We start from the raw sequence: 12,570 nt of genomic DNA on the forward strand, positions 1-12,570 counted from the left end.
GGATCATTTTTTAATCACCTTTCTTTTCTTATTAGATGACGGCTGGTCATCGGCTTTCCTTTTAGGTCTCTGGTCGGCGGGCAGGTGAGTCTGTTTGTGCTTTTTCAGATTGCCCACCCGGTTGGTGCTGTAGTCGCAGCCCTCATGGTCACACTGGTGCACCTTGAGTCTCTGGTCGGCGGACAAGTGGGTCAGTTTGTGCATATTCAGATTGCCCATCCGGTCGGTAGCGTAGTTGCAACCCTCGTGGTCACACTGGTGCACCCTGAGTCTCTGGTCGGCAGGCAGGTGGGTCTGTTTGTGCTCTTTCAGATGGCTTGAATGACCCGCGCTGAAGTTGCAGCCCTCATGGTCACACTGGTGCACCTTGGGTCTCTGGTCGGCAGGCTGGTGGATCTGTTTGTGCCTTTTCAGATACTCCTGCCTATCGGTCCTGTAGTCGCAGCCCTCATGGTCACACTGCTTCACCTTGGCTCTTTCAGGTCTCTGGTCAGCAAGCAGGTGGATCTGTTTGTGCCTTTTCAGAAAGTACACATAGTCGGTTCTGTAGTCGCAACCATCATGGTCACACTGGTGCACTTTGGCTCTTTTAGGTCTCTGGTCGGCAGGCAGGTGGATCTGTTTGTGTATTCTTAAATGGCCCTTATGGCCGGTGCTGTAGTTGCAGCCCTCATGGTCACACTGGTGCACCTTGAGTCTCTGGTCGGCAGGCAAGTGGGTCTGTTGGTGCTTTTTCAGACTGCCCATCCGGTCGGTCCTGTAGTCGCAGCCTTCATGGTCACACTGGCGCACCTTGAGCCTCTGGTCGACAGGCAGGTGGATCTGTTTGTGCTTTTTCAGATTGCCCGACTGGTCAGTCCTGTAGTCGCAGCCCTTATGGTCACACTGGAGCACCTTGAGCCTCTGGTCGGCGGGCAAGTGGGTCTGTTGGTGCTTTTTCAGACTGCCCATCCGGTCGGTGGAGTAGTTGCAGCCCTCGTGGTCACACCGATGCACCTTGAGTCTCTGGTCGGCAGGCAGGTGGATCTGTTCGTGCATTTTCAGATTGCCTGAATGGTTAGCTCTATAGTCGCAGCCCTCATAGGCACACTGGTGCACTTTAGGTTTCTTGGGTCTCTGGTCGGCAGGCAGGTGGATCTGTTTGTGTGCTTTCAGATGACTCTTATAGCCGCTGCTGAAGTTGCAGCCCTCATAGTCACACTGATGCGCCTTGGGTCTCTTGAGTCTCTGGTCGGCAGGCAGGTGAGTCTGTTTGTGTGCTTTCAGATGACCTTTATGGTCAGTGTTGTAGTCGCAGCCCTCATGGTCACACTGGTGCTTAACAGCGTCCACTTTTGTCGCGCCTACCTCTGAATCAGTGAGTATTTCACTGTCTGAAACGGGCTCCTCCTTAATCTTTTTCAGTTCCAGAGTCGCACCATACTGACTGATTTCATTGGATACTCGAAAGGGATTAAGTGTCGTGCTTTCATACTGAACATCAGATTCGTCTTCGTTTGGACGGTTGCTGCTTTCATCAGAGGTGTTAGTGGCTATCTCACTGTCTGACATGGGCTCCTGCTTAATCTTTTTCAGTGCCAGAGTCGCACAAGACTGGCTGCTTTCATTTGATACCCGAAAAGGATTCAGTGTTGTGGTTTCATACTGAACATCAGATTCGGCATTAGCTTCGTCTTCATCTTCGTTTGAACGGTTGTCGTTGCTTTCATCAGAGGGGCTGCTGCCTTCACTGTCAGAACCATTCTCAAAAGCTGACCGACTGTGAACCTTCAACTCCCACCATTCAATGGCCTCGCTCTCTTCTTCAATGCCGGTAACGTAGACTCCTTTTATGGATAAGACTTCAATAAAGGGCTTCGGGGCGTTGATCAGCGCCTTGCCGACAGCCAGAGCGAAGCGCAAAAGCAACCTGTTTTCCTGGGCGTGGCCATTGGAGCAATGCACAGAAAAAGCAATGACCAAGGTCAAAATCGGAAGACGGATCATTCTTTATCGCCTTTCTTTCTTTTCGCGTTAGATGGCGGCTGGTCACAGGCTTTTCTTTTGAGTCTCTGGTCGGCAGGCAGGTGGATCTGTTTGTGATTTTTCAGATTGCTCGCGTAGCCGGTTTTGTAATTGCAGCCCTCATGATCGCATTGGTGCACTTTGGGTATCCTAAGTCTCTGGTCGGCAGGCAGGTGGGTCTGCTTGTGCGTTTTCAGACTGCTCGCGCGACCGGTGCTGAAGTTGCAGCCCGCATGGTCACACTGGTGCAACTTGAGTTTCTGGTCGGCAGGCAGGTGGGTCTGTTTGTGCCTTTTCAGATCGCTCGCCCAGTTGGCGTTGTAGTCGCAGCCCTCATGATCACATTGGTACACCTTGACTCTCCGGTCGGCAGGCAAGTGGGTCTGTTTGTGCCTTTTCAGAGTGGTCCCGTGGTCGGTTCTGTAGTTGCAGCCCTCATAGTCACACTGGTGCACCCTGGGTCTCTGGTCAGCAGGCAGGTGGATCCATTTGTGCTTTTTCAGACTGTCCAGCCGGTTGCTACTGTAGTTGCAGCCCTGGTGGTCACACTGGTGCTTGGCAGCGGCCACTTTTGTCACGTCTACCTCTGAATCAGTAAGTATTTCACTGTCTGAAACAAGCTCCTCCTTAATCTTTTTCGGTTCCAGAGTCGCATCATACTGACTGATTTCGTTGGCTACCCAAAAAGGATTAAGTGTTGTGGTTTCATACTGAACATCGTATTCGTCTTCGTTTGAACGATTGTCGATGCTTTTATCAGAGGTGCCATTAGTGGCTATTTTACTGTCTGAAACAGACTCCTGCTTAATGTTTTTTAGTGCCGGAGCCGCACCATACTGACTGATTTCGTTGGCTACCCGAAAAGGGTTAAGTGTTGTGGTTTCATACTGAACATCAGATTCGTCTTCGTTTGAGCAGTTGTCGCTGCTTTCATCAGAGGTGTTGTTGTCTTCACTGTCACTGTCTTCGCTGTAGGCACTATTATCAGAGGCTGCTCGACTGTGAACCTTAGCTTCGACGCCAGTAGCAGGAAAAACGCCAGTGGCAGGAAAAACGCCAGTGGCAGGAAAAACGCCAGTGGCAGGAAAAACGCCAGTGGCAGGAAAAACGCCAGTGGCAGGAAAAACGCCAGTTGCAGGAAAAAAGCAATAGCAACTGCCTGGCTTTAAGAGTGGCTTTAAGAGGATGTCATCACCGAGGCAAATTTGTGGTATATCGAAGTGGTACCATTCAATGTCCTCGCTCTCTTCTTCAACGCCCGTAACGTAGACTCCTTTTATGGATAAGGCCTCAATAAAGGGCTTAGGGGCGTTGATCAGTGCCTTGCCCACAGCCAGAGCGAAGCGCAAAGGCAACCCGTTTTCCTGAGCGTGGCCATTGGAGCAATGCACAGAAAAGGCAATGACCAAGGTCAACATCGGAAGGCGGATCATTTTTTAATCACCCTTCTTTCTTTTTTTGTTAGATGATGGCTGGGCACAGGCTTTCCTTTTAGGTCTCTGGGGTCTCTGGTCGGGAGGCAAGTGGGTCTGTTTGTGTCTGTTCAGATCGCTCACCTTGTCGGTGCTGTAGTTGCAACCCTGATGGTCACACCGGTGCCGCTTGGGTCTCTGGTCGGCAGGCAGGTGGGTCTGTTTGTGTCTGTTCAGATTACTCACCCACTTGCTGCTGTAGTTGCAGCCCTCATGGTCACAATGGTGCACCTTGGGTCTCTGGTGCACCTTGGGAATCTGGTCGGCGGGCGGATGAGTCTGTTTGTGCCTTTTCAGATGATGCTTCCGGTTGGTGCTGTAGTCGCAGCCCTCATGGTCACACTGGTGCACCTTGGGTCTCTGGTCGGCGGGCAGGTGGGTCTGTTTGTGCTTTTTCAGATCGTACGCCCGGTCGGTGCTGTAGTCGCAGCCCTCACGGTCACACTGGTGCACCTTGCATCTTGTGGGTCTCTGGTCGGCGGGCAGGTGGGTCTGTTTGTGCTTTTTCAGATGTTCCGCCCGGTTGCCACTGTAGTTGCAGCCCTCAAGCTCACAGTGGTGGATCTTAGGTCTCTTAGGTCTCTTGGGTCTCTGGTCGGCAGGCAAGTGGATCTGTTTGTGCCTTTTCAGTCTGTACGCGTGTTCGACTCTGTAGTCGCAGCCCTCATAGTCACAATGGTGCACCTTGGGTCTCTGGTCGACGAGCAGGTGGGTCTGTTTGTGCATTTTCAGACGTTCCGCCCGGTTGCCGCTGTAGTTGCAGCCCTCATGGTCACACTGATGCACCTTGGTTCTCTGGTCGGCGGGCAGATGGATCTGTTTGTGCCGTTTCAGACTGCCCACCAAGTCGCTTCTGTAGTTACAGCCCTTATGGTCACACTGGTGGACCTTAAGTCTCTGGTCGGCAGGCAGGTGTCTCTGTTTGTGCCTTTTCAGATCATTCGACCGCTTGGTCTTGTAGTCGCAACCCTCATGGTCACACTGGTGCTTAACAGCGTCCACTGTTGTCGCGCCTACCTCTGAATCAGTGAGTATTTCACTGTCTGAAACGGGCTCCTGCTTAATGTTTTTCAGCTCCAGAGTCGTACAATACTGACTGGTTTCATTGGCTACCCGAAAAGGATTCAGTGTTGTGGTTTCATACTGAACATCAGATTCAGCATTAGCTTCGTCTTCATCTTCGTTTGAGCGTTTGTCGTTGCTTTCATCAGAGGTGCTGCTGCCTTCACTGTCACTGTCTTCGCTGTAGGCACTATCATCAGAGGCTGCCCGACTGTGAACCTTGGCTTCAACGCCTGCAACGTAGGCTCCTTTCATGGATAAGACCTCAATAAAGGGCCTCGGGGCGTTGATCAGCGCCTTGCCGACAGCCAGAGCGAAGCGCAAAGGCAACCTGTTTTCCTGAGCGCGGCCATTGGAGCAATGCACAGAAAAGGCAATGACCAAGGTCAACATCGGAAGGCGGATCATTTTTTAATCACCCTTCTTTCTTTTTTTGTTAGATGATGGCTGGGCACAGGCTTTCCTTTTAGGTCTCTGAGGTCTCTGGTCGGCGGGCAGGTGAATCTGTTTGTGCGTTTTCAGATTGTTCGCCCGGTCGGTGCTGTAGTCGCAGCCTTCGTGGTCACACTGGTGCACCTTGGGTCTCTGGTCGGCGGGCAAGTGGATCTGTTTGTGCTTTTTCAGATGATTCGCGCGGTAGGTGCTGTGATTGCAGCCAGCATGGTCACACTGGTGCACTCTGGGTCTCTGGTTGGCAGGCAGGTGGGTCTGTTTGTGCTTTTTCAGATCGCTCCCCCAGTTGGTTTTGTAGTCGCAGCCCTCATAATCACACTGGTACGCCTTGACTCTCTGGTCGGCAGGCAAGTGGGTCTGTTTGTGTTTTTTCAGATTCTCCGGATATTGGAAGCTGTGGTTGCAGCCCTCATGGTCACACTGGTGCACCTTGGGTTTCTCAGGTCTCTTAGGTCTTTGGTCGGCAGGCAGATGGATCTGTTTGTGCCTTTTCAGATGGCCCGCGAAGTCAGTGCTGTAGTTGCAGCCCGCATAATCACACTGGTGCGCCTTGAATCTCTGGTCAGCGGGCAGGTGGGTTTTTTTGTGCTTGTTCAGATCGCTCGCGCGGTAGGCGCTGTGGTTGCAGCCAGCATGGTCACAGTGGTGCACCTTGAATCTCTGGTCAGCGGGCAGATGGGTTTTTTTGTGCTTGTTCAGATCGCTCCCGCGGTAGGCGCTGTGGTTGCAGCCAGCATGGTCACAGTGGTGCACCCTGGGTCTCTGGTTGGCAGGCAGGTGGATCTGTTTGTGCTTTTTCAGATTCTTCGGATTTCGGGTGCTGTATTTACAGCCCTCATGGTCACACTGGTGCTTGGCAGCGTCCACTTTTGTCACGTCTACCTCTGACTCAGTGGCTACTTCACTGTCTGACACGGGCTCCTGCTTAATCTTTTTCAGTGTCAGAGTTGCACAATACTGGCTGATTTCATTTGATACCGGAAAAGGATTCAGCGCCGTGGCTACATACTGAACATCAGATTCAGCATCAGCTTCGCCTTCGTCTGAACGGTTGTTGCTTTCTTCATCTGAGGCGCCGCTGTCTTCACTGTCAGACCCCTCATCCGAGGCTGCCCGACGGTAAGTCTTGGTTTTGACGCCAGTGGCAGGAAAGACGCCAGTGGCAGGAAAAAAGCAATAGCGACTGTCTGACTTTAAGAGTGGCTTTAAGAGGATATCATCACCGAAGCAAATTCGTGACATATCGAAGTGGTACCGTTCAATGGCTTCGCTCTCTTCTTCAATGCCCTCTTCTTCTGGTTCCTCAAGCCAGCCTCCAAAGCAAGAGAGCATAAGACTCCCTCTTTGTTTGGCTGTTGCAATGATTTCACGTTGCCGATCGTCTCTTTGCTCTATCTCAGTGGCGATCGCTTTAGCCGTAGGGTCAAGTTCTGGTAGCCGACCCCGGACTGGGAAAAGAGGGAGAAGAACAGTTTCAACGCCCGTAACGTAGACTCCCTTCATGGATAAGACCTCAATAAAGGGCTTTGGAGAGTAGATCAGCGCCTTGCCGACAGCCAGAGCGAAGCGCAAAGGCAACTTGTTTTCTTGAGCCTGGCCATTGAAGGAATGCACAGAAAAGGCAATGACCAAGGTCAAAATCAATGGTTTTTTGGATGGCAAAGCCCCGGTTCCCAGTCATTGAACTGTTTATTGAAAATTCAGGTTAGTCAAAATCTGGAGAGGGGTCAGAGGTTTCTTTGAGGTGGCTTGGGAGGCGAATCATTTTTTATCGCCTTTCTTTCTTTTCTTGTTAGACGGCGGCTGGTCATAGGCTTTTCTTTTAAGTCGCTGGTTGGCAGTCAGGTGGGTCTGTTTGTGTCTGTTCAGATTACCCGCCTGGCCGGCGCTGTAATTGCAGCCCTCATGATCGCAGTGGTGCACTTTGGGTTTCCGGAGTCTCTGGTCGGCAGGCAGGTGGATCTGCTTATGCGCTTTCAGATTGCACTTCTGGTCGGTTTTGTAATTGCAGCCCTCATGATCGCATTGGTGCACTTTGGGTTTCCGGAGTCTCTGGTCGGCAGGCAGGTGGGTCTGCTTGTGCTTATTCAGATTGCCCGCACGGTCGGTGCTGTAGTTGCAGCCTGCATAGTCACACCGGTGCATCTTGGGTCTCTGGTCGGCAGGCAGGTGGATCCATTTGTGCTTTTTCAGGTCGTCCCTTCGGTTGGTGCTGAAACTACAGCCCTCATGGTCACACCGATACCTCTTGAGTCTCTGGTCGGTAGGCAGGTGGATCTGTTTGTGCGTTTTCAGATTGTCCGCGCGGTCGGTACTGTAGTTGCAGCCCGCATAGTCACACTGGTGCACATTGAGTCTCTGGTTGGCAGGCAAGTGGGTCTTTTTGTGCTTTTTCAGATCGCTCGCCTGACCGGTGTTGTAGTCACAGCCCCCATGGTCACACCGGTGCACTTTGACTCTCTGGTCGGTAGGCAAGTGGGACCGTTTGTGCCTTTTCAGACTGGCCCTGTGGTCGGTTCTGTAGTTGCAGCCCTCATGGTCATACTGGTGCTTAGCAGCGTCCACTTTTGTCAAGTCTGCCTCTGAATCAGTAAGTATTTCACTGTCTGAAACAGGCTCCTGCTTAATATTTTTCAGTGCCAAAGCCGCACAATACTCACTGATTTCATTGGATACCCGAAAAGGATTAAGTGTTGTCGTTTGATACTGGACATCAGATTCGTCTTCGTTTGAACGGTTGTCGATGCTTTCATCAGAGGTGCTGTTGTCTTCACTGTCAGAACCATTATCAGAGACTGCTCGACTGTGAACCTTAGCTTCGACGCCAGTGGCAGGAAAGACGCCAGTGGCAGGAAAAAAGCAATAGCGACTGTCTGACTTTGGGAGCACCCTGCCGACAGCCAGAGCGAAGCGCAAAGGCAACTTGTTTTCTTGAGCGTGGCCATTGAAGCAATGCACAGAAAAGGCAATGACCAAGGTCAAAATCAATGGTTTTTTGTATGGCAAAGCCCGGGTTCCCAGTCATTGAACTGTTTATTGAAAATTCAGGTTAGTAAAAATCTGGAGAGAGGTCGGAGGTTTCTTTGAGGTGGCTTGGGAGGCGGATCATTCTTTATCACCTTTCTTTCTTTTCTTGTTAGACGGCGGCTGGTCATAGGCTTTTCTTTTAAGTCGCTGGTTGGCAGTCAGGTGGGTCTGTTTGTGCGCTTTCAGATTGCTCGCGCGGTCGGTACTGAAGTTGCAGCCCGCATAGTCACACTGGTGCACATTGAGTCGCTGGTCAACAGGCAGGTGGGTCTGTTTGTGCTTTTTCAGATCGCTTAAGTGTTCGGTGCTGTAGTTGCACTTCTCGTGGTCACACTGGTGCACCTTGGCTCTCTGGTTGGCAGGCAGGTGGGTCTTTTTGTGCTTTTTCAGATGGTTCTTGAAGTCGGTGCTGTAGTTGCAGCCCTGATGGTCACATTGGTGCACCTTGGACCTCTGGTCGGCCGGCAGGTGGATCTGTTTGTGCCTTTTCAGATTGCTTACGAGGTCGGTTCTGTAGTTGCACTTCTCATGGTCACACTGGTGCACTTTGGCCCTCTGCCTGACAGGCAGGTGGGTCTGTTTGTGCTTTTTCAGATTGCTACTGTTGTCGGTGCTGTAGTTGCAGCCCACATAGTCACACTGGTGCACCTTGAGCCTCTGGTTGGCAGGCAGGTGGATCTGTTTGTGGGTTTTCAGACTACTCTTTTCGTCAGTTCTGTAATTGCAGCCCTCATGATCACACTGGTACACCTTGACTCTCTGGTCGGCAGGCAAGTGGGTCTTTTTGTGCCTTTTCAGAATGATCCCGTGGTAGGCTCTGTAGTTGCAGCCCTCATGGTCACACTGGTGCACCTTGGGTCTCTGGTCGGCAGGCAGGTGAGCCTGTTTGTGCATTTTTAAATGGCTCTTATAGTCGGCGCTGTAGTTGCAGCCCTCATGGTCACACTGGTGCCCAGGAGCGTCGACTTTTGTCACGTCTACCTCTGAATCAGTAAGTATTTCACTGTTTGAAACAGGTTCCTCCTTAATCTTTTTCAGTTCCAGAGTCGCACCATACTGACTGATTTCATTTGATGCTCGAAAGGGATTAAGCATCGTGGTTACATACCGAACATCAGATTCGTCTTCGTCTGAATCGTTGTCGATGCTTTCATCAGAGGTGCTACTGTCTTCGGTGTCAGAATCCTCATCAGAGGCTGCCTGGCTGTAAGCCTTAGCTTCGACGCCGGTGGCAGGAAAGACGCCGGTGGCAGGCAAAAAGCAATAGCGACTGTCTGACTTTAAGAGTGGCTTTAAGAGGATATCATCACCGAAACAAATTCGTGGCATATCGAAGTGGTACCATTCAATGGCCTCGCTCTCTTCTTCAATGCCCTCTTCTTCAATGCCCTCTTCTTCTGGTTCCCCAAGCCAGCCTATAAAGCAAGAGAGCACCAGACTCCAACTTTGTTTGGCTGTTGCAATGATTTCCCGTTGCTGATCCTCTCTTTGCTGTGTCTCAGTGGCGATCGCTTTAGCCGTAGAGTCAAGTTCTGGTAGCCCATTCCGGACCGGGAGCACCTTGCCGACAGCCAGAGCGAAGCGCAAAGGCAACCTGTTTTCCTTAGCATGACTATTAGAGGAATGCATAGAAAAGGCAACGACCAAGGTCAAAATCAATGGATTTTTGGATAGCAAGGCCTTTGTCTCCAGTCGTTGAACTGTTTATTTGGAAATCAGGTTAGTCAAAATCTGGAGAGAGGTCGGAGATTTCTTTGAGGTGGGTTGGGAGGCGGATCATTCTTTGTCACCCTTCTTTCTTTTCGCGTTAGATGTCAGCTGGTCATGCGCTTTCCTTTTGAGTCTTTCAGGTCTCTGGTCAGCAGGCAGGTGGGTCTGTTTGTGCTTATTCAGATTGCTACTGTTGTCGGTACTGTAGTTGCAGCCCGCATAGTCACACTGGTGCACCTTGAGTCTCTGGTTGGCAGGCAGGTGGGTCCTTTTGTGCTTCTTCAGATCGCTCGCCTGGTCGGTGTTGTAGTCGCAGCCCTCATGATCACACTGGTACACCTTGACTCTCTGGTCGGCAGGCAAGTGGGTCTTTTTGTGCCTTTTCAGAATGATCCTGTAGTCGGTTCTGTAGTTGCAGCCCTGATAGTCACACTGGTGCACCTTGGATCTCTGGTCGGCAGGCAGGTGGGTCTGCTTGTGCACTTTCAGGTTGCCTTTATATTCGGACCTGTAGTTGCAATTCTCATGGTCACACTGGTGCACCTTGGGTCTCTGGTCGGCAGGTAGGTGAGTCCGTTTGTGCTTTTTCAGATCGCTCCTCCAGTCGGTGCGGTAGTTGCAGCCTTCATGGTCACACTGGTGCAGTTTGGGTCTCTGGTCGTCAGGCAGGTGGGTCTGTTTGTGCCTTTTGAGGTTAAACACCAGATCGGTGCTGTAGCTGCAGCCCTCATGGTCACACTGATGTGCCCTGGGTCTCTGGTCGGCAGGCAGGTGGGTTTGTTTGTGTGTTTTCAGATGGTCCGTGGGGTCTGGAATGGACTCCTGCTGAATCAGTTCCAGTCTCAGAGTATCGCAATACTGACTGATTATATTTAATGCTCGATAAGGGTCAGTTGTCGTGTTTACACACTGAGCATCCATTTCGGTCCCAGTTTCGTCTTCGTCTGAAGGGTTGTCGCTGTTTTCATCAGAGTTGCCACTGTCTTCACTGTCAGAACCATTATCAGAGGCTGCCCGACAGTAAGTCCTGGTTTTGACGTCAGGGTCAGGAGAAAAGCAATAACGAGTGCCTGGCTTTAAGAGAATGTCATCACCAAGGCAAACCCGTGCCATATCCCTGTGGTTGATAAAGGGCCTTAGGGTGTTGATAAGCGCCTTGCCGACAACCAGAGAGAAAAGCAAAGGCATACTATTTTCCTCAACGTGACCATGAGAGTAATGCACAGAGAAGGCAATGGCCAAGATGAACATCAATGGTTTTTTGGATAGCAAGGTCTGGCTTCCCAGTCGTTGAACTGTTTATTGGAAAATCAGGTTAGTCAAAATCTGGAGAGAGGTCGGAGATTTCTTTGAGGTGGGTTGGGAGGCGGATCATTCTTTGTCACCCTTCTTTCTTTTCGCGTTAGATATCAGCTGGCCATGCGCTTTCCTTTTGAGTCTTTCAGGTCTCTGGTCAGCAGGCAGGTGGGTCTGTTTGTGCTTTTTCAGATTGCCACTGTTGTCGGTGCGGTAGTTGCAGCCCTCATGGTCACACTGGTGCGCCTTGGGTCTCTGGTCGGCAGGCAGGTGGGTCTGTTTGTGCCTTTTGAAATTAAACACCAGATCGGTGCTGTAGCTGCAGCCCTCATGGTCACACTGGTGCACACTGAGTCTCTGGTCGGCAGGCAGGTGGGTCTGTTTGTGCTTTTTCAGATTCTCAGCTCGGTCGGTACGGTAGTTGCAGCCCGCATAGTCACACTGGTGCACCTTGAGTCTCTGATTGGCAGGCAGGTGGGTTCTTTTGTGCTTCTTCAGATCGCTCGCCTGGTCGGTGTTGTAGTCGCAGCCCTCATAATCACACTGGTACACCTTGACTCTCTGGTCGGCAGGCAAGTGGGTCTTTTTGTGCCTTTTCAGAATGATCCTGTGGTCGGTTCTGTAGTTGCAGCCCTCATGATCACACCGGTACAGCTTGACTCTCTGGTCGGCAGGCAAGTGGATCTTTTTGTGCTGTTTCAGATGACTCGTCCGGTCGGTGCTGTAGTCGCAGCCCTGATGGTCACACTGGTGCACATTGAATCTCTTGGATCTCTGGTCGGCAGGCAGGTGGGTTCGCTTGTGCACTTTCAGGTTGCCTTTATCGTCGGACCTGTAGTTGCAATTCTCATGGTCACACTGGTTCTCCTTGGGTCTCTGGTCGGCAGGCAGGTGGATCTTTTTGTGCCTTTTGAAGTTAGACACCAGATCGGTGCTGTAGCTGCAGCCCTCATGGTCACACTGATGTGCCCTGGGTCCCTGGTCGGCAGGCAGGTGGGTTTGTTTGTGTGTTTTCAGATGGTCCGTGGGGTCTGGAATGGACTCCTGCTGAATCAGTTCCAGTTTCAGAGTATCGCAATACTGACTGACTATGTTTAATGCTCGATAAGGGTCAGTTGTCGTGTTTACACACTGAACATCCGTTTCGTTCCCTGTTTCGTCTTCGTCTGAAGGGTTGTCGCTGTTTTCATCAGAGTTGCCACTGTCTTCACTGTCAGAACCATTATCAGAGGCTGCCCGACTGTGAACCTTAGCTTCGACGCCAGAGTCAGGAGAAAAGCAATAACGAGTGCCTGGCTTTAAGAGAATGTCATCACCGAGGCAAACCCCTGCCATATCCCTGTGGTTGATAAAAGGCCTTGGGGTGTTGATAAGCGCCTTGCCGACAACCAGAGAGAAAAGCAAAGGCATACTATTTTCCTCAACGTGACCATGAGAGTAATGCACAAAGAAGGCAATGGCCAAGATGAACATCAATGGTTTTTTGGATAGCAAGGTCTGGCTTCCCAGTCGTTGAACTGTTTATTGGAAAATCAGGTTAGTCAAA

8 protein-coding genes are annotated in these 12,570 nt (G+C 51.2%); all 8 read right to left on the reverse strand.

The window, feature by feature from the left end; translation table 11 throughout:
- Nucleotides 1-3 precede the first annotated feature (3 nt).
- The 8 genes from K7B67_RS14765 to K7B67_RS14800 all read right to left on the reverse strand — a co-directional run bounded on the left by K7B67_RS14765 (nucleotide 4) and on the right by K7B67_RS14800 (nucleotide 12,518).
- Entirely contained in the window at nucleotides 4-1,986 is a 1,983-nt protein-coding gene (locus K7B67_RS14765) for a C2H2-type zinc finger protein (protein WP_252176659.1), read from the reverse strand.
- Entirely contained in the window at nucleotides 1,983-3,437 is a 1,455-nt protein-coding gene (locus tag K7B67_RS14770; protein ID WP_252176660.1) for a C2H2-type zinc finger protein, read from the reverse strand. Before K7B67_RS14770 ends, K7B67_RS14765 begins: the two co-directional genes overlap by 4 nt.
- Nucleotides 3,438-3,440: 3 nt before the next feature.
- Nucleotides 3,441-4,946, reverse strand: coding sequence for a hypothetical protein (locus tag K7B67_RS14775; RefSeq protein WP_252176661.1), 1,506 nt, complete (start codon nucleotides 4,944-4,946; stop codon nucleotides 3,441-3,443).
- Nucleotides 4,947-4,949: 3 nt separating this feature from the next.
- Nucleotides 4,950-6,653 carry a C2H2-type zinc finger protein gene (locus tag K7B67_RS14780; protein ID WP_252176662.1) on the reverse strand — a complete coding sequence of 568 codons (1,704 nt, stop codon included), beginning with the start codon at nucleotides 6,651-6,653 and terminating at the stop codon, nucleotides 4,950-4,952.
- 99 nt (nucleotides 6,654-6,752) lie between these two features.
- Nucleotides 6,753-7,997: a hypothetical protein gene (locus K7B67_RS14785; RefSeq protein WP_252176663.1), complete on the reverse strand. Its 1,245-nt coding sequence runs from the start codon at nucleotides 7,995-7,997 to the stop codon at nucleotides 6,753-6,755.
- Nucleotides 7,998-8,096: 99 nt separating this feature from the next.
- Nucleotides 8,097-9,695, reverse strand: a complete 1,599-nt coding sequence (locus K7B67_RS14790) for a C2H2-type zinc finger protein (protein ID WP_252176664.1) — start codon at nucleotides 9,693-9,695, stop codon at nucleotides 8,097-8,099.
- A 99-nt stretch (nucleotides 9,696-9,794) separates the two neighbouring features.
- Nucleotides 9,795-11,000, reverse strand: coding sequence for a hypothetical protein (locus tag K7B67_RS14795; protein WP_252176665.1), 1,206 nt, complete (start codon nucleotides 10,998-11,000; stop codon nucleotides 9,795-9,797).
- Nucleotides 11,001-11,099: 99 nt separating this feature from the next.
- Nucleotides 11,100-12,518, reverse strand: a complete 1,419-nt coding sequence (locus tag K7B67_RS14800; protein WP_252176666.1) for a C2H2-type zinc finger protein — start codon at nucleotides 12,516-12,518, stop codon at nucleotides 11,100-11,102.
- Nucleotides 12,519-12,570 lie beyond the last annotated feature (52 nt).

The sequence above is a fragment of the Endozoicomonas sp. 4G genome, from assembly GCF_023822025.1.
Taxonomy (GTDB): domain Bacteria; phylum Pseudomonadota; class Gammaproteobacteria; order Pseudomonadales; family Endozoicomonadaceae; genus Endozoicomonas_A.